The sequence below is a fragment of the Streptosporangium sp. NPDC005286 genome, assembly GCF_040607515.1.
Lineage (GTDB): Bacteria > Actinomycetota > Actinomycetes > Streptosporangiales > Streptosporangiaceae > Streptosporangium.
Map to the genome: position 1 here is coordinate 41,212 of NZ_JBEXGU010000022.1, position 24,036 is coordinate 65,247.

The 24,036-nt window shown below is 71.8% G+C and carries 16 protein-coding genes; 11 read left to right on the forward strand and 5 right to left on the reverse strand.

The features are described 5' to 3' along the window. The first annotated feature begins 38 nt into the window (after positions 1–38). The 3 genes from ABZU75_RS11400 to ABZU75_RS11410 all read left to right on the forward strand — a co-directional run bounded on the left by ABZU75_RS11400 (position 39) and on the right by ABZU75_RS11410 (position 5,555). Entirely contained in the window at positions 39–3,818 is a 3,780-nt protein-coding gene (locus ABZU75_RS11400; RefSeq protein WP_355552167.1) for a beta-ketoacyl synthase N-terminal-like domain-containing protein, read from the forward strand. 182 nt (positions 3,819–4,000) lie between these two features. After that, the gene (locus ABZU75_RS11405) at positions 4,001–4,612 is read left to right on the forward strand and encodes an NlpC/P60 family protein (RefSeq protein ID WP_355552170.1); all 612 of its coding nucleotides are present in this window, start codon (positions 4,001–4,003) and stop codon (positions 4,610–4,612) included. A gap of 106 nt (positions 4,613–4,718) precedes the next feature. Then, the gene (locus ABZU75_RS11410) at positions 4,719–5,555 is read left to right on the forward strand and encodes an LLM class flavin-dependent oxidoreductase (RefSeq protein WP_355552173.1); all 837 of its coding nucleotides are present in this window, start codon (positions 4,719–4,721) and stop codon (positions 5,553–5,555) included. 40 nt (positions 5,556–5,595) lie between these two features. On the opposite strand, the gene ABZU75_RS11415 is transcribed toward ABZU75_RS11410, so the two are convergent. The 3 genes from ABZU75_RS11415 to ABZU75_RS11425 all read right to left on the reverse strand — a co-directional run bounded on the left by ABZU75_RS11415 (position 5,596) and on the right by ABZU75_RS11425 (position 10,886). Then, on the reverse strand, positions 5,596–6,822 hold the full coding sequence (locus tag ABZU75_RS11415) for a hypothetical protein (protein WP_355552176.1): 1,227 nt from the start codon (positions 6,820–6,822) through the stop codon (positions 5,596–5,598). A 173-nt stretch (positions 6,823–6,995) separates the two neighbouring features. Continuing rightward, the gene (locus ABZU75_RS11420; protein WP_355552247.1) at positions 6,996–9,977 is read right to left on the reverse strand and encodes a bifunctional [glutamine synthetase] adenylyltransferase/[glutamine synthetase]-adenylyl-L-tyrosine phosphorylase; all 2,982 of its coding nucleotides are present in this window, start codon (positions 9,975–9,977) and stop codon (positions 6,996–6,998) included. A 207-nt stretch (positions 9,978–10,184) separates the two neighbouring features. Further along, the gene (locus ABZU75_RS11425; RefSeq protein WP_355552179.1) at positions 10,185–10,886 is read right to left on the reverse strand and encodes a type 1 glutamine amidotransferase; all 702 of its coding nucleotides are present in this window, start codon (positions 10,884–10,886) and stop codon (positions 10,185–10,187) included. A 185-nt stretch (positions 10,887–11,071) separates the two neighbouring features. Here ABZU75_RS11425 and ABZU75_RS11430 point away from each other — a divergent pair, with 185 nt between their 5' ends. Further along, on the forward strand, positions 11,072–11,935 hold the full coding sequence (locus ABZU75_RS11430) for an alpha/beta hydrolase (RefSeq protein WP_355552182.1): 864 nt from the start codon (positions 11,072–11,074) through the stop codon (positions 11,933–11,935). A 118-nt stretch (positions 11,936–12,053) separates the two neighbouring features. Here the strand turns inward: ABZU75_RS11430 and ABZU75_RS11435 are convergent, their stop codons facing one another. Together ABZU75_RS11435 and ABZU75_RS11440 are read right to left on the reverse strand one after the other, a co-directional pair. Continuing rightward, entirely contained in the window at positions 12,054–12,779 is a 726-nt protein-coding gene (locus ABZU75_RS11435; protein ID WP_355552185.1) for a hypothetical protein, read from the reverse strand. Positions 12,780–13,061: 282 nt separating this feature from the next. Continuing rightward, complete coding sequence (locus tag ABZU75_RS11440; RefSeq protein ID WP_355552188.1) at positions 13,062–14,423, reverse strand: glutamine synthetase family protein; 1,362 nt, start codon at positions 14,421–14,423, stop codon at positions 13,062–13,064. A 183-nt stretch (positions 14,424–14,606) separates the two neighbouring features. Between ABZU75_RS11440 and ABZU75_RS11445 the strand changes: the two genes are divergently transcribed. The 7 genes from ABZU75_RS11445 to ABZU75_RS11475 all read left to right on the forward strand — a co-directional run bounded on the left by ABZU75_RS11445 (position 14,607) and on the right by ABZU75_RS11475 (position 23,922). Beyond that, positions 14,607–15,452 (forward strand): terpene synthase family protein, encoded by an 846-nt coding sequence (locus ABZU75_RS11445; RefSeq protein ID WP_355552191.1) that lies wholly within the window; start codon positions 14,607–14,609, stop codon positions 15,450–15,452. A gap of 35 nt (positions 15,453–15,487) precedes the next feature. Then, entirely contained in the window at positions 15,488–16,033 is a 546-nt protein-coding gene (locus ABZU75_RS11450) for a hypothetical protein (RefSeq protein ID WP_355552194.1), read from the forward strand. 161 nt (positions 16,034–16,194) lie between these two features. After that, positions 16,195–17,142 carry a terpene synthase family protein gene (locus tag ABZU75_RS11455; protein WP_355552197.1) on the forward strand — a complete coding sequence of 316 codons (948 nt, stop codon included), beginning with the start codon at positions 16,195–16,197 and terminating at the stop codon, positions 17,140–17,142. Between the two features lie 185 nt (positions 17,143–17,327). Then, positions 17,328–19,280, forward strand: a complete 1,953-nt coding sequence (locus tag ABZU75_RS11460) for a sensor histidine kinase (protein WP_355552200.1) — start codon at positions 17,328–17,330, stop codon at positions 19,278–19,280. An 85-nt stretch (positions 19,281–19,365) separates the two neighbouring features. Continuing rightward, positions 19,366–20,859, forward strand: coding sequence for a BTAD domain-containing putative transcriptional regulator (locus ABZU75_RS11465; protein WP_355552203.1), 1,494 nt, complete (start codon positions 19,366–19,368; stop codon positions 20,857–20,859). Between the two features lie 2 nt (positions 20,860–20,861). Then, entirely contained in the window at positions 20,862–22,958 is a 2,097-nt protein-coding gene (locus tag ABZU75_RS11470; RefSeq protein ID WP_355552206.1) for a sensor histidine kinase, read from the forward strand. Between the two features lie 58 nt (positions 22,959–23,016). After that, positions 23,017–23,922, forward strand: coding sequence for a hypothetical protein (locus ABZU75_RS11475; RefSeq protein ID WP_355552209.1), 906 nt, complete (start codon positions 23,017–23,019; stop codon positions 23,920–23,922). Positions 23,923–24,036: the final 114 nt, after the last annotated feature.

The following is a 24,036-nucleotide window of genomic DNA, read 5'->3' on the forward strand; positions in this document are numbered from 1 at the left end:
AACGAACGCAGATGGTCGACAGTCCGCGCGGAGTCCGGGTGGAACCAGTGGCGGTGGTCGGGATCGGATGCCGCCTTCCCGGCGACGTCCGCTCACCGGACGAGTTCTGGGACCTGCTGCGCGCCGGCCGGAACACGACCCGGCCACTGCCCGCCGAACGCTGGCGCCGGTATGAGAACCGGAGCCCCGAATACGCCGCCGCGCTGCGCGACGCCGTGCGTCACGGCAGCTTCCTGAGCGACATCGAGGGCTTCGACGCTGAGTTCTTCGGCCTGTCGCCCCGCGAGGCCGAGCTGATGGACCCGCAGCAGCGGATCCTGATGGAGACCGCGTGGGAGGCCCTGGAGAACGCCGGCCTGCCGCCGCACGAGCTGGCCGGCGGCGACGCCGGGGTGTTCGTCGGGGTCTGCACCAACGACTACGGAAGCCGCCTCCTGGAGGACCTGCCCCAGATCGAGGCGTGGACCGGGATCGGCGCCGCGACCTGCGCCGTCGCCAATCGCATCTCCTACTCCCTGGACCTGCGCGGACCCAGCATGGCGATCGACACCGCCTGCTCGGCGTCGCTGGTCGCGCTGCACCTGGCCGCGCAGAGCCTGCGGCTCGGCGAGAGCGACATCGCCCTCGCCGGCGGCGTCAACCTGCTGGTCACCCCGGGCCAGACCGTCACGCTCGGCACAGCCGGGGCCCTGGCCCCTGACGGGCGGTCCAAGTCGTTCGACGCGTCGGCCGACGGCTACGGACGCGGCGAGGGCTGCGGCGTGGTCGTGCTCAAGCGGCTGTCCGACGCGCAGCGCGACGGTGACCGGATCCTCGCGCTCGTCATCGGCAGCGCCGTGAACCAGGACGGGCACACCAACGGCATCATGGCGCCGTGCGGGGAGGCTCAGGAACACGTGATGATCCGGGCCTGCCGGCAGGCGGGCGTCGCGCCGTCCACCGTCGACTACATCGAGGCGCACGGCACCGGGACCCGGCTTGGCGACCCGCTCGAGGCGGGGGCGCTCTCCTCCGTGTACGGCACGCGGCGGTCCCCCGGCGACCCGTGCCTCATCGGCTCGGTCAAGTCCAACATCGGTCACCTCGAAGGCGCCGCCGGCATCGCCGGCGTCATCAAGGCGGTGCTCGCCCTCGACCGCGGTGAGATCCCCCCGAGCGTGCTGACCACCCTGAACCCGGCCATCCCGTGGGAGGCCTCGGGTCTCCGCGTGGTGACCGAACGATCAGCCTGGCCGGAGCGCGACCACCCCCGCCGGGCGGGCGTCTCCAGCTTCGGGTACGGCGGCACGGTCGCGCACATCGTGCTCGAGCAGGCTCCTCCGGCCCAGGAGGCGCCCCGGGGCGAGGGAACCGGGGAGCGGCTGTTCCCGCTGTCGGCCGCGTCGGAGCAGGCTCTGCGGCAGTACGCGGGCAAGCTCGCCGATCACCTCGGGAAGGGGCTCGACCTGGCGTCGGCGGGGCACACGCTGGCGCTCCGGCGCACCCATCTGGCCCGTCGCGCCGTCGTGATCGGGGCGGACGGGGACGAACTGGCGGCCAACCTGCGCAGGCTCGCGGAGGACGTGCCGGCCGAGGCCGTCCTCACCGGTGACGTGCTGCCCGAGCTCGGTCCCGGGCCGGTCTGGGTCTTCTCCGGGCAGGGCTGCCAGTGGCGCGGGATGGGGCGGGAGCTGCTCGCCGTGCCGGAGTTCGCGTCCCTGGTCGACGAGGTGGAGCCGATCTTCGTCGAGGAGATCGGCTTCTCTCCCCGGCAGGTCCTGGCCGACGGCGATCTCGACACCATCGACCGCGTGCAAACCATGATCTTCGTGATGCAGCTGGGCCTCGCCAGGCTCTGGAACGCGTACGGGGTCGCTCCGAAGGCCGTCATCGGCCACTCCGTCGGCGAGATCGCGGCGGCGGTGACGGCCGGCGCGATGACCGTCGCCGACGGTGCCCGCCTGATCTGCCGCCGCTCCCGGCTGCTGCGCCAGGCCGAGGGCAAGGGGGCCATGGTGATGGTCGACTTGTCCTTCGAGGAGGCGGCGGAGAGGCTGGCCGGCCGTACCGACCTGGTGGCCGCGATCTCGTCGGCACCCGGCTCCACCGTGCTGTCCGGCGACGTCGCCGCGGTCGAGGCGGTGGTGAACGAGTGGCCGGCCGAGGGCATCGTGGTGCGGCGGGTGGCGTCGGATGTCGCCTTCCACAGCCCGCACATGGAGCCGCTGGCCGTCGAACTGGCCGCCGCCACCGCCGATCTCTCGTTCGGGGCGCCTCGCATCCCCATGTACACGACCGCGCTGGCGGACCCCCGGTCGACGCCCGTCCTGGACAGCGCGTACTGGGCGGCGAACCTCCGGGACCCCGTGCGGCTGGCCGCGGCGACGACGGCCGCGGCGCAGGACGGCTACCGCGTGTTCCTGGAGATCTCCCCCCACCCCGTGGTCGCGCACTCAGTGACCGAGACGCTCTCGGAGAACGGGTTCGAGGACGTGTTCGTCGGCACGTCACTGCGCCGGAACCAGCCGGAGTCGCCGACCTTCCTCATCGCGCTGGGCACGGCGCACTGTCACGGCGTCGATGTGGACTGGAGCCGGCTGCAGCCGTCCGGCGGCCTGGCCGATCTGCCGCCGTACGCCTGGCAGCACCGCCGCCACTGGCGCGAAGCGTACACCGAGGACGACAACCGAGGGCACGACGTGCACTCCCACGCCCTGCTCGGAGCCGGGACCAGCCTCGCGGGCAGCCGGACCCGGGTGTGGCGGACCAGCTTGGAGGACGCCAACCGGCCCTACCCGGGCAGCCACGCCCTCAACGGAGTCGAGATCGTGCCCGCCGCCGTGCTGGTCAACACGTTCCTGCACGCGGTCGAGGACGAGGACGTCACGCTCACCGACGTGGAGATGATGCATCCGCTGATGACCGCGGAACGCAGGCAGATCCAGGTCGTGCACGAGCCTCCAGTGGTGCGGCTCGCGGCCCGTACACCGGCCGGCCCCGACGAGCCCGAACCCGCCTGGCTGGTGCACGTCACCGCGGACGTGGCTGCTCCGGGCCAGGTGAAACCCGACGTGCTGCCGGACGCCGGCGCTCTCACCCCGATCGATCCCGGGTTCGTGCACAAGCGGCTGGCCACCGTCGGCGTGCCCTCGACGGGCTTCGACTGGACGATTGAGACGCTGCTGAGCGGAGACGGCGTGCTGCGGGCCACGGTCCGCACCGAGGAACCGGGGAGCTGGGCGCCGGCGCTGGACGCGGCGATGTCCGTGGCGCCCTGCGTGTTCCCCGGCGATCCGGTGCTGCGCATGGTCGTGCACATCGACGAGATGGTGCTGACCGGCACGCCACCCTCGACGGTGATCATCAACGCGGCCGTGGACCCGGCCGCCGACGACACCGTTCGGGCGCTCCTGGCCGATGTGGACGGCCGGGTGGTGGGACACCTTACGGGACTCCGCTATCCGGTGATCGACGCGCCCGCCTCGGCCGAGGAGGATCTCCGGGGGCCCGCGGAGGCGTTCTCCGGCCTGGCGCCCGAGGACCTGCGCGAGCGCGTCCTGCCCGAGATCCGCGCGGAGATCGCGGCCGTGATGAGGCTGGCCCCCGAGGACCTGGCGACCCGGCGTCCCCTTGTCGAGCAGGGGCTGGACTCGGTGATGACCGTCATGGTCCGGCGGCGCCTGGAGAAGCGCTTCGGCTGCCGTCTCCCCGCGACCCTGCTGTGGCAGCAGCCCACCATCTCCGCGATCGCGGACCACCTGGTGGGGCTTCTCACGACTCCGAGACCGGACGCGGCGGCGGAGACCGTTCCCGAGAGCATGCCCGCGATCGGGGGCTGAGGCCGCCGGAGGAAGGCCGAGCGAGCATGGTCAGGGTCACGTACCACCACCAGGCCGGATAGAGCCGGACCTGGCAACGCCACTCCTTCGGCGCCGTTGCCGCAGGAGTGGCGCCCCCAGCACGGGGCCGGATTGTTGGGCAGACTTGTCATGACCTATATCGACAAGTCTGGCGAGGTGACGTGACAGAGGCCGGCCCTCACCGACTTCGCGATCTTCTCGGACACCGGCGGCAGGCCGCGGCGGCCGCGCTGCTGGGAATGCTCCTGCTGCTGAGCGCCTCGGTGCCGACCCTTCCGGTCGCCCTCAACCGGATCACCGCCATCGCGTACGCGATCGAGGCCGGATGGCACCAACCCGGCTGGAAGGGCGGCGGGATCCCGTACTCCTGGGGCGGCGGTCACGGCGAGAGGCCTGGCCCCTCCCTCGGCACCTGCCAGGGCTACACGGGGGCGATCCGGCCCTGCCCGGCCACCCGGACCCTCGGCCTGGACTGCTCCGGTCTCACCCGCTGGGTCTACCATCTCACCTACGGGCGCGACGTGCTGGGGCCCGGCAACACCGACGACCACGTGAAGCGGCTCAAGAGGGTCCCCGCCGCCGTGGCCAGGCCGGGAGACCTCGTCTTCTACGGCAAGATCGGCAAGCGTAAGGTCAGCACCCATCATGTCGGCGTCTACGTCGGCCAGGGCAAGATGATCAATGCACGGAGGACCGGGACCGAGGTGCGGATCGATCGCGTCGCGGCCCTCGACGACCTCGCCGGCTACTTCCGCTACGCGGGAGCCCTCTGAGGTGCCTCGAAAGCGGGATGCCGCGAAGATGAGGTGCCGCGGAAACCGCGTGGCAGGAACACCCGGGATCCCGCACCGGGAAAGACATATCAACCGTAGGAGAGACATGCGTCTGGGCGTCATGTTCGATCGCGACCTTCCCCCCGAGTCGCTCATCCCCTTCTGCCGCCATCTGGACGCGGCCGAGGTGGACGACGTCTGGGTGGTGGAGGATCTCGGCTGGACCGGGGCGATCTCGTCGGCGGCCACCGCGCTCGCCGTCACCGAGCACCTGCGGGTGGGCATCGGGATCACCCCGGCGCCGCTGCGCAACCCCGCCCTGCTGGCCATGGAGCTGGGCAACCTGGCCCGCCTGCACCCGGGCCGGCTCGCGGCCGGCATCGGGCACGGCGTCCAGGACTGGATGCGCCAGGTGGGCGCACTCGCGCCCTCCCCGCTGGCACTGCTGGAGGAGACGATCACGGCGGTACGCGAGCTGCTGCGCGGTGAGACGGTCACCCTGGAGGGCAAGGCCGTACGGCTCGACGGGGTGCGCCTGGTGCATCCCCCCACCGTCGTGCCGCCGCTGCTGGCCGGGGTGCTGCGGCCTCGCTCGCTGGAACTGTCGGGACGGGTGGCGCAGGGCACGATCCTGCCCGAGGGGGTCGGTTCCGGGAAGATCGAGGAGGCCCTCACGCTGACCGGCGGGGGCGATCACGAGCTGGTGGTCTTCGTCAACCTCTACATCGGCGACGACGCCGCGACGGTCACCGCGCTGGCCGAGGGTTCCGCCGAGTTCCTGAAGGTCGCCCCGGACGAGGTGGTGATGGCGGCGGGTTCCGCCGAGGAGGCCGCCGACCAGGTCAGATCACTGTGGGAGGCGGGTGCCCGCACCGTCGTGGTCCGCCCGTTCGGACCCGACCCGCTCCCCCAGGTCGACCTGCTGCTGGCCGAGCTCCGCTAGGTGCGGTCGCCCCGGGCACCGGACAGCGGCACGGCCAGGGCTAGGAACGGTTGCCCCGGACGCCGGTCAGGCGGCGCAGCACGTCCCACCAGAACGAGGCGCCGAACAGCAGCGCCACCATGGTGAGCAGGTAACCCGGCCAGTGGCCGGGGGTGACGAGCCGATCCCACCAGGCTCCGCCGTTCCAGTGAAATGAAGGATCGTCGGAGCCGTCGGGCGGGATCGTGATGCTCACGATCGCGTGGTCGAAGATCTTGACCAGCGCCGGGGAGCTGAGGGACTCGGTCACGCACTGGTACGGCTCGGCGAGACCGCTCCCTGCTCCCGCGCACTTGTCCTTCAGCGCGGCGTACCCCTCCCCGCCGCCGCCCGCGATGGCGGCCACCCCGGCGCGGTAGGCGTTGTCGCGCAGCAGGGTCTTGCCGTACTCCAGCGCGTCCATGCTGAACAGCAGGGTCAGCACCAGACCCAGCGCGAACACCACCCACCTGACGTAGCGGGCGTAGAGGGTGGACAGGCGCTGCATCTCCCCGTTGAACCAGTCCTCGACGCCCTGCCGGAACTTCTGCGCGTCCCGCTGGGCACCCTGCCAGACGCCCTTGAGATGGCCCGCGAGCGGGCTGCGGATGGCCTCCAGCTTGGCGAGCAGGCCGTCGACCCCACCCTCCTCCGCGGCGACCAGCTCCATGACGGCACCGGAGAACCGCTCGGGCGGGATGTTCGCGATGCTGGTGCGGGTGCCCTTGGGGTGGTCGATCTCCTGGAGCCGTTCGTACAGCCGCGCGGTCATGTCGACCGCCGGCGTGGGCGGCTCCGCGCGCTCCTCGGCTGCGGGCCCACCGACGCCCGTCTCGTCGGATCCGATCTCCTCGGCGGTCTTTCCCGCGATGCCCTCCGGGGCGATCCCTTCGGCGATCTCCTCCGAGACCTTCTCCTCGGCGTTCTCGGTGGCCAGGACCGTGGCGGAGTCGACCCGCATCGGCTCGACCACGGCGGGCGCCGGATCGGGACTGTGCGCCGGGCGCGGATCGTTACCGGAGAAGGGCAGCTTCGCGAAGACGTCGGCCACCTTCGACGGGATCCACGATCTGCCGTCCTCTGATGAGCCGTCCAGGGTGTCCCTGAGATAGGCCCAGAGGAACTTGCTGCGGATCCCGAGCAGCCGGACGATGGCCTCGTTGATCCCGCTCACCAGGAGCGACAGGAGCAGGAAGGCCAGGATCAGGCCGATGGCCAGATCAATGTAAACCGATATCAAAAGGATCACCCGGACCGTTGATACACGCCCGCCCCCGGCGGCGCAACGAGATCACCAAAACGGGTCGGTTTTCGTGACGATCCAGGTCGGGTGACAGGCATCCACTCCACCCCGGGGGGTGGGTCGCCGCCTCCTCGCGCGTGGCCGGAACAGCTGCCGGTCCCATCCGGCCGCGAGAACGGTCAGCCCTCGTAGAAGACGCGATCCACGACCCGGCGGGCCCGGCGGGTGGCTCGGCGGTAGTCGTCCACGAAGTCCTCCGTACCGTCGGGCGGGTAGCCGAGGGCGCGGGCGATGAGCATGCGCTCGCGGACGTCCACCGGGATCGTGTCCGAGGCCCGGCCCCGGACCACGACGATGGCGTCGCGGATGCGGGAGGCGAACCGCCATGCCTCGGCGAGCATCGCCTCGTCGGCCTCCGCGAGCAGGCCCTCGGCGACCGCCGCGCCCAGGGCCTCCAGGGTGCGGGTGGTCCGCAGCGCCGGGAGGCGCCCGGCGTGGCGGAGCTGGATGAGCTGGGCCACCCACTCCACGTCGGACAGCCCGCCGGGGCCGAGCTTGGTGTGCAGGGCGGGATCGGTGCCGCGTGGGAGCCGTTCGGCCTCCATCCGGGCCTTGAGCCTGCGGATCTCCAGCACGGCCGCCTCGGAGATGCCCTCGGGCGGATAGCGCAGCGGGTCGGCCAGGTGCAGCAGGCCGACCCCGAGCTCGGTGTCCCCGGCGGAGAAGCGGGCGCGCAGCAGCGCCTGCGACTCCCACGGCGAGGACCACCGCTCGTAGTAGGCCGCGTACGAGGCCAGGGTGCGGACCAGCGGCCCGGCCTTGCCCTCGGGGCGCAGGCCGGGGTCGATGAGCAGCGGCGGGTCGGGGGCGGGCAGGGCCAGCAGCCGGCGCAGCTCGTTGGCCACCTCGAACGCCATCTCGGTGGCCTCGCGCTCGGCCATCCCCGCCAGCGGAGAGTGCACGAACATCACGTCGGCGTCACTGCCGTAGGAGGACTCGATCCCGCCCAGGCGACCCATAGCGATCACCGCGAACCTGGTGCCCAGCGGGGTGCGGCGTTCCATCTCGACCTTGTCGATCGCGGCGTCGAGCGCGGCCTGGATCGTCACGTCGTTGAGCCCGGACAGCGTCTGGCCGACCTCCTCGATGTCGATGAGCCCGGCGAGGTCGGCGACGGCGGTGCGGAGCAGTTCCCTGCGGCGCAGCCCCCGGACCGCGGCCACCGCGCCCTCGGCGTCCCCCGGATGGCGGGCGACCACGGTCCGCGCCTCCGACAGCAGCGCCTCGGCGGGCCTGGGGGCCAGCTCGGTGTCCGAGCCGAGCATCGCGACCGACTCCGGTGCGTTCATCAGCAGTCCCGTCACGTAGCGACTGGTACCGAGCATCCGGGCCAGCTGCGAGGCCACCGCGGTCTCGTCGCGCAGCAGTCGCAGGTACCACGGGGTGGAGCCGAGCTTGTCGGAGACCTGACGGAAGCCGAGCAGGCCGGCGTCGGGGTCGGGGGCGTCGGCGAACCAGCCGAGCATGACCGGAAGGAGAGTGCGCTGGATCGCGGCACGGCGGGAGACACCCGTGGTCAGCGCGCTGATGTGGCGTAGCGCCCCGGCCGGGTCGGTGTAGCCGAGCGCCTCCAGGCGGGCCTTGGCCGCGGCGGTGGAGAGCCGGTCCTCGGACTCGGGCAGCCGGGCCACCGCCTGCAACAGCGGCCGGTAGAACAGCTTCTCGTGCAGGCGCCGTGCCTCCATGGCGTGCCGCCGCCACCTGGTGGTGAACTCTCCCACCGGGTCGGCGGTCATGCCCAGGCTCCTGCCGAGACGGCGCAGGTCGGCGTTGCCATCGGGCACCACATGCGTGCGGCGGAGCCGGTGCAGCTGGATGAGGTGCTCGACCTGGCGCAGGAAGGTGTACGCCTCGGCGAGGGCCTTGGCATCGTCCCTGCCCACGTAGCCGCCGCGGGAGAGGGCGGCGAGCGCGGGAAGCGTGGCACGGCGGCGCAGCAGCGGGTCGAGACGGCCGTGGACGAGCTGGAGCAGCTGCACCGCGAACTCGATGTCGCGCAGCCCGCCCGGCCCGAGCTTGAGCTGGCGCTCGGCCTCGCCGCCGCGGACGTGCTCCTCCACCCGGCGGCGCATGGCCTGCACGTCCTCGACGAACTTGTCCCGGGTGGCGGCCTGCCAGACCATCTCGTTCACCGCGGCGACGTACTGCTCTCCGAGTTCGGTGTCACCCGCGACCGGCCGTGCCTTCAGCAGTGCCTGGAACTCCCACGTCTTGGCCCAGCGCCGGTAGTAGGCCAGGTGGCTGGCGAGGGTGCGGACCAGCGGCCCGGCCTTGCCCTCGGGGCGCAGCGCCGCGTCGACCTCCCACAGCGCCCCCTCCGGGGTACTGGTCGAACAGGCGCGCATCATGCCCTGGGCCAGCCGGGTGGCGAGCTTGATGGCCCCGTGCTCGTCGAGGGAGTCGTCGGCCCCCTCTCTCGGCTCGGCCACGAAGACGACGTCGACGTCGCTGATGTAGTTGAGCTCGCGTGCCCCGCACTTGCCCATGCCGATGACGGCCAACCGCACCGCCCCCGCCTCCGGGTGCTCCGACCTGGCGACGGCGAGCCCCGCCTCCAGCGCGGCCCCGGCCAGGTCGGACAGCTCGGCGGTCACCTCCGACAGCGAGACGGCCCCGGCGACGTCGCGCGCGGCGAGGTGGAGCAGGCGGCCCCGGTAGGCGACGCGCAGCGCCGAGAGGGTAGCGGTGGAGGCGTCGGCGGCCCTCGGCTCGGGGTCGTCGGGGTCGGCGCCGACCGCGAGCAGCAGCTCCGCGCGGAGCTCCCCCTCACCCGGGCGCTCCATCGCCGACACCCCGCAGAGCAGGCGCCAGTGCTCCGGGTGCCTGACGACATGGTCGCCGAGCGCGGCGCTGACGCCGAAGACGCCGAGCAACCGGGCACGCAGCCCGGAATCCGATCGGAGCGCTCCAAGAACGCTGGGGTCCTGCTCGGCCAGCCGGTTCAGCGAGGTGAGCGCCAGGTCGGGATCGGCCGTGGCGACCAGCGAGGTCAACAGGTCGATGTCTCCGAAGGCCTCCGGCCCCAATTCGTCGAGCAGCCGCTCGGCCCTGGCCCCGTCGGCGAAGCCGAGCCTGGCCAGACGCCCGGCAGTCGTCTGCATCCGGGGCACGGTCTCCACCGACCCTCCATGGTCCTCGATCACAGGCACGGGTGCCCTTCCTCAATCCTTACCCCGAGCGATCAAAGGTGCACGCCCCTCGCGGTCGCGTCGGCCTCGGCGCGCACCTCGGGCATTCGGAGCGTCGCCGCACAGGCTAATCCTGAAACTGTGCGGCGTCGTTAGCGGATTCGGAACGTAATCGCTCAGTCACGCGGTTTGGACGGCGGTGGCGAATCGCTCGGCGAGCGGCCTCCAGGCGGCGACGAGCCGCTCTCTGGCCTCCTTCACCTGCGTGTTGAGCTCCTCGACCGGGTGGCCCAGGTCGGTCAGGCGGTCGGCCGAGCCGGCCGTCCAGCCGGCGAAGATCTCCGGGGTGGCCTCGGGGTGGAACTGCACCGCCCAGGCGTTCTCCCCCAGCCGGTAGGCCTGGTTGGGGTAGGGGTCGCCGGTGGCCAGCGGCACCGCGCCCGCGGGGAGCCGCGTGATCGCGTCGCGGTGGTACTGGATGGCGGGAGCGGGGGCGAGGCCGGTGAACAGCGGGTCCGCCCCGGCGGCCGGCAGCGGGACGACCTCGGTCGCGCCCACCTCCAGCCCGTGCTCTCCGCGCTCGACGGCGCCACCGCAGGCGAGCGTCATGAGCTGGGCTCCCAGGCAGATCCCCAGGGTGGGCACGCCCGCCTCGACACAGCCGCGGATCAGGTCTCGGGTGGCGGGCAGCCAGGGGTACTGCTCGTCCTCCCAGGCCGCCGCCTCGCCGCCGAGGACGATCAGCCCGCCGGCGGCCCGCTCGGGCACGGCCTCGCCCAGGTAGGGCCGGACGACCTCGCAGGCGACCCCGGCTCCGGACAGCCATTCGGCGAGGAACCCGAGGCCCGCATCCGCCTCGTGCTCGATGACGGTAATTCTCATACGGCAATTATGGGCTCAAACATGCACAAGAGCGGACGTAAGAAACCGGAGAACCGCCGCCCCTGAGCGGAGCACCCGCCGCCGTCACGCTCTCGGTGACCTGACCGGATCCAGATACATTGCCGAAGGGCCGCGTTCCCCCCTTCGCCGGAAGCAGGCGGAGGTCTCCAGTTCCAAGGAGTGCCATGAATCCCGTCCTGAGTGATGTCGAGGTCCCCGGCGGCGCGCTGCGCGTCGCCAGGTTCGGAACCGGGCCGCGCGTGATCGTGGCCGTGCACGGCATCACCGCCTCGCTCATGTCCTGGACCGGCGTCGCCCGCAGACTGCCCGCCGAATGGTCGCTGGTCGCGATGGACCTGCGCGGCCGTGGCCACAGCGCCGGGCTCCCCGGCCCGTACGGCCTGGCCGGGCACGCCGAGGACGTGAACCTCGTCGCCCGGTCCGTGGGCGCGGAGTCCGACATCGTGCTCACCGGCCACTCGATGGGCGCCTACGTCACCGCGCTCGCCGCGGCGGGCCACGACTACGCCAAGGTGGTGCTGGTCGACGGCGGGCTCCCGCTGCCGATGCCTCCCGGCGCGGACCCCGACGCGGTCATCGAGGCCACGCTCGGGCCCGCCATCGCCCGGCTGGCCCAGACCTTCCCGAGCGTCGACGCGTACGTGGACTTCTTCAAGGCCCACCCGGCCTTCGTCGGCGCGTGGACCGAGGAGGCGGAGGAGTACGTCCGCTACGACGCCTCGGGGCCGGAAGGCGCGGTGCGCTCGCGGGCGCGGCAGGAGCCGGTCCGCGAGGACGGCCGGTGGATGCTCACCGAGGGTGAGGCGATCGGTGCCGCGCTGCGGGCGATCACCTCGCCCCTGTCACTGCTGCGCGCCCCGAGGGGGCTGCTGAACCAGCCGGTCGGCATGTTGCCCGACGAGCTCGCCGCCGAGTGGACCGCGCGGGTGCCCTCGCTGAAGGACGAGGTGGTCGAGGACTGCAACCACTACACGATCCTCTTCGACGACCGCTGCGCCTCGCTGATCGCCGATCATCTCACCCGTTGACCGCAGGGAACGACGGGCACCCGTACCAGGCACTGCCCGGCCGATCCCGCCGTGGCGAGGATCGGTCGAGCGGGGCCTGGTAAGGCGGCCGCGGGCAAAGGGACCCAGGGGGCAGGACCTAGGCGGGAGCGATCCAAACGGCCTTGGCGGCAGCGACCAGGGTGCCGTCGACCTCGTAGATGGCGCTCTCCCCGAAGAGCTTGCGCCCCTCGCGGCCGCTGGCGCGGGCGACGACGGAGTAGGTGCCGCCGGGATAGATCCGGCGGTGCAGCCGCGCGGTCAGCCGGCCGAGCAGGGCGAACTCGCCCGGCTGGAAGTGCGCCCAGCCGGTGGGGCAGTCGAGGGCGGCCCAGACGATCGCGTCGGGGACGGCGCCGTCCTCGTCGGTGACGGTCATCGGGACCCGCCAGCCGGCGGCGATCAGGCCGGTGCCGGACACCGGGCCGGGGAAGATCCGCAGGCCGTCGCCGGGATCGCGCAGACCACACGCGAAGCAGCCGGGGAAGGCGTGTTCGACGAGGCCGGCGAAGCCGCCCTCGGCCCGCGCCGCCTCGTTGAAGGGCACGAAGGCCGGTACGTCGAACTCCTCGGTGACCGTGATGGCCTCGACGAGGAGCCTCTCACCGTCGGTGAGGGTCGTGGTGTTGGCGAGGTGGCGCAGGGACAGCTCGGTATCCAGTGGCGTGGGCGCGTGCAGCGTGACCTCGACAGCCGAGTCGTGCCGGGCGCCGTGCAACGCCTCGGAGACCGTGCCCGCGATCCATCCGCCGTTCGCGGAGCCCTCGGGGCCGCGGAAACGCGCCGGAACGGTCAGCACGGTCTGCAGCTCGGCAGCCGTCGTCATGCCGCACCTCCTGTCGCCTTTATGGCGATTAATCCTCAAAAATAACGGTATTCGGACTAGCCGATTTTACCGGACTGCTTGTACATACAGCCAACTCGGGGTCGATGACGCCTCGATTAGCAGCGGGTAACACCGGTATGACGTTCAGCGGGCGGCGTCGGATTACCCGCCTCCGCGGCGTGTCGGCACGCCGCCGGCAACGACCGTGCGGCACGGTCCGCGCGGTCGTTCCAGGCACGACGGGAGCCCACGACGCCCGCCGTGCCGGCAACGCGGAAGCGGCTAGAGAACCGGCAGGTAGCGGCCGAGCTCGAATTCGGTGACCTGGCGGCGGTATTCGTTCCACTCGGCGCGCTTGTTGCGCAGGAAGTAGTCGAAGACGTGCTCGCCGAGGGTCTCGGCGACGAGCTCGCTGCGCTCCATGACCGCGATGGCCTCGTCCAGCGACTGGGGCAGCGGCTGGATGCCCAGCGCCCTGCGCTCGACCGAGGTCAGCGCCCAGACATCGTCCTCGGCTCCGGGGGGCATCTCGTACCCCTCCTCGATTCCCTTCAGACCGGCCGCCAGGATCACGGCGAAGGCCAGGTAGGGGTTACAGGCGGAGTCGAGCGAGCGGAACTCGATGCGGGTCGAGCCGCCCTTGTGCGGCTTGTACATCGGCACCCGGACCAGGGCCGAGCGGTTGTTGTGGCCCCAGGAGATGTAGCTCGGGGCCTCGCCTCCGGCTCCGGCGATCGCCTCGGCGCCGCCCCAGAGCCGCTTGTAGGAGTTGACCCACTGGTTGCAGACCGCGGTGATCTCGGCGGCGTGCGCCAGCAGGCCACCTATGAAGGAGCGGCCGATCTTGGAGAGCTGGTAGTCGGCGCCCGGCTCGTAGAAGGCGTTACGGTCGCCCTCGAAGAGCGACATGTGGGTGTGCATGCCGGAGCCGGGATGCTCGGTGAAGGGCTTGGGCATGAAACTCGCCCAGATGCCCTGCTCCAGCGCGACCTCCTTCATGACCAGGCGGAAGGTCATGATGTTGTCGGCGGTGGTGAGCGCGTCGGCGTAGCGCAGGTCGATCTCCTGCTGGCCCGGACCGCCCTCGTGGTGGCTGTACTCGACGGAGATGCCCATCGACTCCAGCATCATGATCGCGTTACGCCGGAAGTCGTGGCCGGAGCTGTGCGGGGTGTGGTCGAAGTAGCCGCCGCCGTCGATCGGCTCGGGCCGCTCACTGCCCTCCGGCCGGTTCTTCAGCAGGAAGAACTCGATCTCCGGGTGGGTGTAGAAACTGAAGCCCATGTCGGAGGCCTTCGACAGGGTGCGCTTGAGCACCCAGCGCGGGTCCGCGTGCGAAGGCGAGCCGTCCGGCATGAGGATGTCGCAGAACATCCGGGCCGCCCCCGGCGTCTCGCTGCGCCACGGAAGGATCTGGAAGGTCGACGGGTCGGGCTTGGCGAGCATGTCCGACTCGTAGACCCGGGCGAAGCCCTCGATCGCCGAACCGTCGAAGCCGATGCCCTCGGCGAAGGCTCCCTCAAGTTCGGCCGGGGCGATGGCCACCGACTTCAGGAACCCGAGCACATCGGTGAACCACAGCCGGATGAACCGGATGTCGCGCTCCTCAAGGGTGCGGAGAACGAACTCCTGCTGGCGGTCCAAGGCTTCTCCTTCATTGCTGACGTGCTGCGACACGCCTGGTGGTCTATCAGTTTGCCCGCTAAGTGTTTCGCACACGTTACGAGGAAGAACAGTGAGATGCGCGTCGCGCCTCCGCTCGACGGACCCCGTCTCCTCTTACAGTGTGCGACCGGAGCCGCTGGAAGTTCGATCCGGGGGGAAACGATGATGCGCACTGAAGTTCACGAACCACCGTACGCGGTCTCGTCACCGGTCAGGCTCACCGAACGCCTCGCGGCATTGACGATGCCCTGCCCCGTCCACCCGTCGATACACCTGGTCGAGGCCGCCGCGTCCGACTGGGCCCATGCGGCCGGGCTGACCCCCGACCCCGCCGCCTCCTGGCTGGCCGGGCGGGCGTTCGCCCGCTGCGAAACCCGCGCGGTCACGCTGCTCGCCCGCTGGCTGACCTGGGAGGCACGCCTGCGTGAGGAGCCCGCGGCGCTCACCTCGGTCCTCGCCGTGGCCGCGGGCGGCGAGCCGGGCACGGCACCGCTGACGCGGGCCTTCGCCGGTCTCTGGGGAGCGTGCGCCCCCCGGATGAGCGACGCGTGGCGCGAGCGCTTCACCGCCGGACTGGCCACCGGCGCGCATCCGGCCGGCGAGCACGCGAACGCCTTCGGCCGCCGGCTGCTGGACCTGGTGGAGCCCTGCTACGGGGTGGAGGTGCCCGCCCCGGTACGGCGGAGCCCGCGCTGGCGGGCGCTCGTCGAGGCGAGCGGCGACGTGACCACCTGGTGCGCGGAGGCGGCGGCCGAACACGACGGCGCGAGAGGCGCCTTTCTGGAACGCTCCAACCGGATGGCGGAGGAGTGGGTGATCGACCGCGTGGCCACCCGGATGGAGGAGCTGTGGACGGCGGCCCGCGCGATCCCGGCGCTCACCGAGCGGCACGATCTCGGCTTCGCCGCCTCCCGGGAGGTGACGCGGGTGGCATGTGCTTTCTTGACCATTCCGAGGGCTTATCTGGAGTGGCTCCTGGAAACACCCCGCTATCGTCACTTAGGGTAACAGTTCGAGTTCATCAAGTGACGACGGAGTAAACGATGAGCACCAGGCTCCTCAATCGCAAGCTTGACCGTGCCTTCGAGCACATGGACGTCGACGGCAGCGGATCGATCGAGCGCGAGGACCTTCTCGGCCTCGGAGCCCGGATCCTCGTCGGCTTCGGTGAGTCGCCGACCTCCCTGGCCGGCAGCAGGCTCGCCCAGGGCTTCGAGGGGATCTGGCGGACGCTGGCCGCGGAGATCGACACCGACGGCGACCGGGCGATCTCCCCGGAGGAGTTCCGCGCCGGCATGACCTCAGCGTTCGTCGAGGGCGACCGGTTCGACGCGGTCTTCGGACCCGCGGCCGAGGCGGTGGCCTGGCTGTGCGACACCGACGGCGACGGCGCCGTCGGGCCGGACGAGTTCTGGGTCATGATGGCCGCGTTCGGCACCTCCCGCGAGGACGTGACGGCCGCCTTCGAGCGGCTCGACGGCGACGGCGACGGCGCGGTGTCCGTGGGCGAACTGGTCGAGGCGACCCGGCAGTTCTACACGGGCACCGATCCGGACGTGGCCGGCAACTGGCTGTTCGGTCCGCTGTAGTGGCTCTCACCCCAACGTTCGGCGATCCCCTGACCTTTCCCCGACCCCACTCACAACCCTTGTCACACTCCCTGCACCCGTCCCCCTCACCCGTCACGCGTCCCTTCGCCGCCCCGCCCCCCGGGACCGCGGGATGCCCGAAGCCGCCACCCCCCTCCGGGGTGGCCGCGGCTTCGCTGCTCCCCCTCGCCGAACTCGTACCGGCGATGTCGGCACCGTGCCGGATGCATCCCTCGGTCGACCTGATCGGCGCCGAGCTCACCGGCTGGGCCCGCGAGGCCGGGCTGGAGGTTCCCCCGCGCGCCGGGTTCGAGCGGATGGCGGGCCGGGCCTTCGCCGGGTTCGGCGTGGAGGCGGCGCTGCTGTTCGCCAAATGGCTGACCTGGCTGTTCCACTTCGACGACGAGTGGGACGAGAAGCCCGCCGGGCGCGCGGCCGAGATCGTGGAGGCCACCTTCGCCAGGCTCGACCTCGTCGCGCGCGCTCCCGTCCACGCCTCCTCGCCCGTCGAGATCGCCTTCGCCGACCTCTGGGAGATCACCGCGGGGCGGATGAGCACCCGGTGGCGGCACCGGTTCCTGGCGGGGCTGGCTGCGCAGGGCGAGGCATGCCGCACCGAGGCCGAGAACCGGTGCGCGGGCCGGGTGCCCTCCCCCGCGGAGTATCCGCGGCTGCGGCGGGGCACCGCGGGCCCCTACCTGTTCGACCTGGTGGAGCCCTGCCTGGGGGTGGAGGTGCCCGCGGGACTGCGCGAGAGCACGACCTGGCGGACGCTGGTGGACGCCTGCAACGACGTCACCGCGTGGTGCAACGACGTCGCCTCGCATCACAAGGAGCGGGCCAACGGTGACGTGCACAACTATGTGACGGTCGCCGCGACCGCGTTCGGGCTCTCCGACGGCGCCGCCGTCACCTGGGTGAACGACCGGATCGCCGCCCGCGCCGAGGACCTGCGGATCTCCGCGCGCCGGCTGCCGGCGCTGTTCGACCGGTTCGAGCTGTCGATCGGCCAGACCAGGGAGGTCAGCAAGGTCGCGTGCGCGTTCCTCGCGGCGCCGAGAGCACAGTTGGAATGGCTCCTGGAGTCCAGCCGGTACGACGTGCCGTGACCGGCCCGCTCCCACCCGGGCGAGCCCACCCGGGTGGGAGCGTGTCCTGCTCCAAGCCCCGCCGGCGATCGGACCGGCTCTGGGGCTCCGTACGAGATACGCCCTGCTTTGATCGCTTATTGATTGGATTGCGCCTCAAGCCGGTTAAAGTCCTTCCAAGTACCAAATGAAGGGCCTGAACCACCATGCGCGGGCTGAACCTGTTGATCCAGAGGGTGACGCCTGTCCGGGGGCGGGTCGCGGCGGTGCTGATCACCAGCGCGTCCGTCGCGATGGTGTGCGTCAACGTCTGGGCCACGGCCCTGCTCCCACAGCCCTCCTACACGCCGCTGCCGTTCGCGCCGGAGGACGTGGCCGGCACCGCGTTCCCCATCCTCGGAGCGCTGCTGGTGTTCCAGCGGCCCCGGCTGGTCATCGGCTGGCTACTCTGCCTGGGCGGGCTGTTCTCCGCGCTGAACAGCCTCACCATGAACCTCGCCCTCCTGGGCGCGGCACGGGAGTGGGCGGTTCCGTCCGAGGCCATCTGGACGCTCGCGGGGTTGAACTGGAGACTGACCATCCTGTTCCTGGTCGTGCTGCTGCCGCTGCTCTACCCGGACGGAAGGCTGCCCTCCCCGCGCTGGCGGCCGCTGATCTGGGCCTCAGTCGCCCTCCTGGCGCTCGACGTACTCGTCACGGACTTCATGTCCTTGCCGGGGAGAGGGGACACGTACCCCCTCAGGTTCTCCCTGGACATGCTCACCAACGCGGTGATCCTCCTGGCCTTCGCCTCGCTGGCCATGCGGTTTCGGCGGGCGGACGCCGAAGAGCGCAGGCAGATCCTGTGGCCGCTGGTCGCGATCGCCACGATCGTCGTCCCCTGGGTGCTCGGCAACCCGGTGTGGTGGCTGGCGTCGTTCACGATCCCGCTGGTCCCGCTCGCGATCACCTTCTCGGTACTGCGGTACCGCCTCTACGGGATCGACACGCTGATCACCAGGACTCTGGTCGGCGCGGGCCTGGTCGGCGTGATCGGCGGGGTGTACGTGGCGGTGGGTACCGCCTCCAGCCTGTTCCTGTCGGACGTGGACCGGATCGGCGGCCTGGTCGCCGCGCTCTGCGCGGGGGCGTTCTTCCACCCGATACGGCAGGTGCTCCAGCGCGGCGCCGACCGCCTGCTCTACGGCAGCAAGGGCGACCCGGTGACGCTGGCCGCCGAACTCGGGCGCAGGCTGCAGCACACCGATCCGGCGGGCGGGCTGACCGCCGCCCTGGAGGTGCTGCGCGACGGTCTGGCCGTCACCGGTACGGGCGTGCGCTTTTCCGGCGGCTGGCCCGAGGAGGCGACGGCGGGGACACTGGAGGAGGTGGCGCGCGACATCCGGCTCGTATGGCACGGCGAGCCTGTCGGCCGCCTGCTCATCGGCCCGCCGGGGGCCAGGCGCCTGCCGGCCACGCACAACGAGCGGGTCATCGCCGTGCTCACGCCGTACGTGGCGGACGCGGCCCACGCGGTCCGGCTGGTCGGCGCGCTGCGGCGTTCCCGGGAGCGGATCGTCACCACCCGCGAGGAGGAACGCCGCCGCCTCCGCCGTGACCTGCACGACGGCCTCGGCCAGTCACTCAGCGGGATGGCGATGTCCATCAACGCGGCCAGGCACTCCCTGCGCGTCTCCCCCGAGACGGCCGAGCGTATGCTCAGCGAGCTGCGATCCGGCATGGACAGCGTCACCAGCGACATCAGGCACCTGGTGTACGGCCTGCGACCGCCCACCCTCGACGAGCTGGGCCTGGCCGGCGCGCTGGCGGAGATGGCGGGCCCCGGCGTCACCGTGGAGGTCAGGGGCGAGCTGTCGGGGCTGCCCGCCGCCACCGAGGTGGCCGCGTACCGGATCGCGCAGGAGGCACTGACCAACGCCCGCAAGCACGCCGGTGCCGCGACGGTGCGGCTGTCGCTGGAACGCGGCGAGGACTCCTTGAGCATCCGGGTGCACGACGACGGGATCGGCATCCCCGCGGAGCGTCGCGCGGGGATCGGGCTGGCCTCGATGCGCGAGCGGGCCGCCGAACTCGGCGGGACATGCATGATCACGGCACCGCCCGAGGGGGGCACCACGGTCGAAGCTGTTCTTCCGGTGAACTTGAATGTGGAGATGTGACCACCGATAATTTCTTACAGCCTGCGAACGATGGTGAGTATTGCCCTATGACGTTGGCCCAGGTAGCTCTAGCCTTACGCCTGCAATGCTGACATTTCGTGCTCTCGGACCGTTCCAGGCGCGCCACGACGGCACGCTGCTCGATCTCGGCGGCCAGCGCCAGATGGCGGTGCTGGCCCGGCTCCTCGTAGCCGGTGGCCGCGCCGTCCCGGTGGCCATGCTGATCGACGAGCTGTGGCCGGGTGAGCCTCCGACCCAGGCCCTGTCGACCATCCAGGGATACGTGTCGCGGCTGCGGCGCGCCCTGGAACCCGGCCGCGCGCCGCGGGAGGAGGCCGAGGTACTGGTCTCCGCCCCGCCGGGCTACGCGCTGCGCGCCTCAGCGGACCAGGTGGACTCCTGGATGTTCGAGAGCGCGGTCAAGGCCGGTGGCGAACCCGCCGAGGTGTGGGGGCGCCTGGAGACCGCCCTCGCGCTCTGGCGTGGTCCGGCCCTGGCCGAGTTCTCCGACCTGCCGTGGGCGGTGGCCGAGGCGGGCCGGTTGGAGGAGTTGCGGCTGATCGCGGTCGAACGCCGCGCTGACGCGGGACTCCTCCTCGGTCACTCCGGTGCCCTGGTCGCCGACCTGGAGGCGCACGCCTCGGCGCACCCGCTGCGGGAGGAGGCCTGGCGGCTGCTCGCGCTGGCCCTGTACCGCAACGGCAGGCAGGGGGACGCGCTGGGAGCGCTCCGACGGGCCAGGGGGATGCTCCGCGACGAGCTCGGCCTCGACCTCGGCGCCGCCCTGCAGCGCCTGGAGTCCGACATGCTGGCCCAGGCCGTTCACCTCGACCCGCCCGCGGAGCCGGTCGCCGCGCGCGCGGCGGAACCTGCGGCACCGCGCCCGACGGCCACCGAGGAGCGGGCGCGGGCGCTGCCCGGGCTGCGCATCGTGGTGGTGGACGACCAGGCACTGGTCCGCACCGGCCTGCGCGTGGTGCTGGACAGCGAGCCCGGCTTCGAGCTCGTCGGGGAGGCGGAGAACGGCGAGCAGGCGATCGCCGTGGTCCGGGAGACCGCTCCGGACCTGGTGCTGATGGACATCCAGATGCCCAGGCTGGACGGGCTGACCGCCGCGCGACGGATTCTGGCCGATGAGGCACCGCCGAAGGTCGTCATGATGACCACCTTCGGCACGGATGACAACCTCTACGCGGCGCTGCGCGCGGGGGTGAGCGGGTTCGTCCTCAAGACGTCGGCGCCCGAGCAGCTCATCACCGCGATACGAGCCGCGCAGGCAGGGGACGCGTTGATCGACCCCGCCGTCACCACCCGCCTGATCGCGGCCTTCGCCGGGCGCACCAACCCGTCCGCGCCGCCCGGCCTGGCCGGTCTCGGGGACGCGGACCTCGACCTGATGAAGCTGGTCGCCAGGGGGCTGACCAACCGGCAGATCGCAGCGACCCTCGCGGTCTCCGAACGGTCGGTCTCACAGTCGGTGATCAAGCTGCTGGACCACCTCGGGCTGTTCGACCGGGCCCAGCTCGTCGTCACCGCGTACGAGTCCGGCCTGGTCAACCCCGGCGACGTGGGCAGATAGCGATGCGCCCGCGGGCACGGGAGCACGGCCGGGTGCTCGACGGCGTCGGCGACGTGCCCAGACGGGCCGTCGACGCGCTCACGGTGCCCGCCGGGCCCGCTGTGCCGCTCGCGCGCGCTCTGCCGCGCTCGCCACGGCGGCTCGCCGCCGTGGCGACGGCCGCCCTCTCCGTGGGACTCATCGCGGGCGGGGTCGTGCTCCGCCTCGGCCTGCCGCCCGAGTGGCAACCGGCGCTGGGCGGCACACCCCAGCTGACGGCGGGGCTGATGTTCCCCGTGGTCTGCGCCTTCCTGATGGCCCACCGCGCGCGTCCGGCCACGGCATGGCTGATGTGCGTGGGCGGCCTGCTGTGCGCGATCGACATCTTCTCCGAATCGGTGCTGTTCGCCTTCGCCGCGGCGGGAGACATGGACACGGCCGGCTACCTCCGCTGGCCCATGGTCATGAGCCACCACGCCGGCGGGATCCTGCTGGCGGTCATACTCCCGCTCTACTCCCCCGACGGCCGGCTGCCCTCCCGGCGCTGGCGGCCGTTGGTGGCGGTCGGCGCGGTCGCGGCGGTGACGAGCACGCTGCTCGACCTCACCCGTCCGGCACCCGACCAGGCGAGCTACCCGTGGCCACGGATCATTCCCAACCCACTCGCGCTGGAGGCCACGGCCCCCTACAGCATGGCCGCGCGCCAGGCGACCGCCATTCTGGTGTCGGTCCTCGCGTTGCTGGCGCTGGTCTCCCTGGTGCTGCGCTTCCGGCGGGCCGGACCCGCACTGCGCCGGCAGATCGCCTGGCCGCTGTTCGCGTTCGCCTTCTACGTCGCCTGCCTGCTCGCCGGACCCGACTGGTGGCTGGCCACCGCGATCTGGGCCGGGCTGGTCCCCGTGGCCATCGCCTTCTCCGTGCTGCGCTACCGGCTCTACGGCATCGACACCGTGGTCAGCCGCGCCTTCGTCGCCGCCGGGCTGATCACCGCGATCAGCGTCATCTACGCGGTCGGCGCGGTCGCCGGGCTGGCCCTGTCGGGATATGACCGGATCGGCGGCCTGATCGCGGCTTTGCTCGCCGGAGTGATCTTCCACCCGCTCCGGCACAGGCTCAGGAGCCTGGTGGACCGGCTCATGTACGGCACGCACGGCGACCCGCGGGCGTTCGCCGTGCGCCTGGCCAGGGAGGTCCGCGAGACCGAGCCGACCAACGCGCTCGCCGCCGTCGCCGCGGTGGTCAAGGACGGGCTGAGCGTCACCGGGGTCGCGGTCGAGGTGTACAAGCCCGGCACCAGGCAGGTACAGGTCGGCCTGCTGGGCCCGGCGCCACGCGGCGTACCGCTGGTCTGGCACGGCGAGCCGGTCGGGCTGCTGCTTCTGGGCTCCCCCGGCCCCCGCAGGTTCGCCGCAGCGCACAACGACCGCCTGATCGCGGTGGCCACCCCGTACGTCGCCGACGTGGTGCACGCGGTACGGATGACCGCCGACCTGCAGCACTCCCGGGAGCGCATCCTCACCGCCCGCGAGGAGGAGCGCCGCCGCCTGCGCAGGGACCTGCACGACGGGCTCGGCCACGCGCTGACCGACATGGCGATGGCCATCAACATGGCCAGGATCAGCCTACGCACCGCCCCCGACTCCGCCGACCGGCTCCTGGCGGAGCTGCGCGACGACATGGACACGGTCAGCGAGGAGATCAGGGAACTGGTGTACGGCCTGCGACCGCCCACCCTCGACGATCTGGGCCTGGCGGGGGCCGTGCGGGCCCTCGCCCAGGAGGGCACACCGAGGGTCGCCGTGGAGACCGAGGGCAACCTGTCGGACCTGCCCGCGGCAGCCGAGGTGGCCGCCTACCGCATCGCGCAGGAGGGGCTCACCAACGTCCGCAAGCACGCGAGGGCCAGCTCCGCGACCATCTCGCTGCGGCGCGGGGAGTCGCTGGTGGTGCGCGTCCAGGACGACGGGCACGGGATGCCCGCCGACCCCCGCTCGGGAGTCGGGCTGCTCTCCATGCGCGAGCGCGCCGCCGAGCTGGGCGGGACCTGCGTGATCGGGGCGGCCCCCGGCGGTGGCACGGTCGTGGAGGCCGTGCTGCCGATCGCGGCTGATCATTTGTAAACCTTTTGCCTCTTTCGGGACTCTAACTCCGTTAAGGAATTGACCCGAGGAGATCTCCTTGAAGTACTGGGCACTGGCCGCCGGCGCCGCACTCGCCGTGTCTGCCACCGCCACCCCCGCGGTGGCCTCACCCCGGACTGCCTCACCTCAGACGGCTCCCGTAGCGGGCGCCGTCTACTTCCGCTACGCCGGCAGCGGGGTCGAGGCGCTGACCCACCGGGGAGGCTGGAGCCGCCTGACCGCCGGAGACGGGGCCTTCGCCGGTCAGTTCGCGGTCGCGCCCGACGGCGGCAGGATCGCCTGGATCGACGACAAGAGCAGGCTGCACGTCAAGTCGGCCACCGGGGACAAGGTGATCGCCAAGAACGCCGCCTACGGCGGCCCCTGCCTGGCCCCCGCCTGGACCGCCGACGGCAGGCGGATCGCCTACCCGGTGCGGGGCACTGCCGAGGCCACCACCGTGGCCGTGGTCGGCGCCGACGGCAAGGGCCGGTTCAACGCCGGCAAGACCCTCGGCCCCTGTCACCTGACCTGGTCGGCCGACGGCAGGACTCTCGCCGGGTACGCGGGCGACGTCAACGGCGTCTACCTCCTGGACACCAGGCGGCGTGTCGCCAACCGCAACCCCGGCATCAAGCTCGCCAACCACGTGGAGAGCCTGTCGCCCGACAGCCGCAGGGTGGTGGTCAACGCCATCGGCCCGAACGCCCCGGGCGGTGACGGTTCCTGGCCGCTGTCGTTCTCCCCGTCGATCTACGACACCAAGACCGGGGCGAAGATCGCCATCCCGGTCAAGGGGCGGCTGCTCGGCGCGCGTTACCTGCGCGACGGCCGCCTGGCGGTCCGCGTCAAGGGCACGACCGCCAACACGATCGTGATCCTCTCCCGCGCGGGCAAGGAGCTCCAGCGGGTGGCCGAGCCGGCGGGGGCGAGGAACCTCGGACTGGTCGGGGTCCTCGACTGACGCCTCCCCCCGCATGAGACGACGCTGCCGGCAGGTTACTTTACGATCTTGATGACCCGCGCGTTGCCCGCCGGCCGGCAACCGGCTGGCAGAGCCCGGAACGTGCCGTTCTCG

What these genes read in the sequence shown, in the direction of transcription:
- ABZU75_RS11425 (WP_355552179.1), bottom strand. Translation starts at nt 10,886, where the DNA reads ATGAGAATTACCGTCATCGAGCACGAGGCGGATGCGGGCCTCGGGTTC.
- ABZU75_RS11410 (WP_355552173.1), top strand. Translation starts at nt 4,719, where the DNA reads ATGCGTCTGGGCGTCATGTTCGATCGCGACCTTCCCCCCGAGTCGCTC.
- ABZU75_RS11450 (WP_355552194.1), top strand. Translation starts at nt 15,488, where the DNA reads ATGAGCACCAGGCTCCTCAATCGCAAGCTTGACCGTGCCTTCGAGCAC.
- ABZU75_RS11465 (WP_355552203.1), top strand. Translation starts at nt 19,366, where the DNA reads ATGCTGACATTTCGTGCTCTCGGACCGTTCCAGGCGCGCCACGACGGC.
- ABZU75_RS11430 (WP_355552182.1), top strand. Translation starts at nt 11,072, where the DNA reads ATGAATCCCGTCCTGAGTGATGTCGAGGTCCCCGGCGGCGCGCTGCGC.
- ABZU75_RS11460 (WP_355552200.1), top strand. Translation starts at nt 17,328, where the DNA reads ATGCGCGGGCTGAACCTGTTGATCCAGAGGGTGACGCCTGTCCGGGGG.
- ABZU75_RS11435 (WP_355552185.1), bottom strand. Translation starts at nt 12,779, where the DNA reads ATGACGACGGCTGCCGAGCTGCAGACCGTGCTGACCGTTCCGGCGCGT.
- ABZU75_RS11445 (WP_355552191.1), top strand. Translation starts at nt 14,607, where the DNA reads ATGATGCGCACTGAAGTTCACGAACCACCGTACGCGGTCTCGTCACCG.
- ABZU75_RS11470 (WP_355552206.1), top strand. Translation starts at nt 20,862, where the DNA reads ATGCGCCCGCGGGCACGGGAGCACGGCCGGGTGCTCGACGGCGTCGGC.
- ABZU75_RS11420 (WP_355552247.1), bottom strand. Translation starts at nt 9,977, where the DNA reads ATGCAGACGACTGCCGGGCGTCTGGCCAGGCTCGGCTTCGCCGACGGG.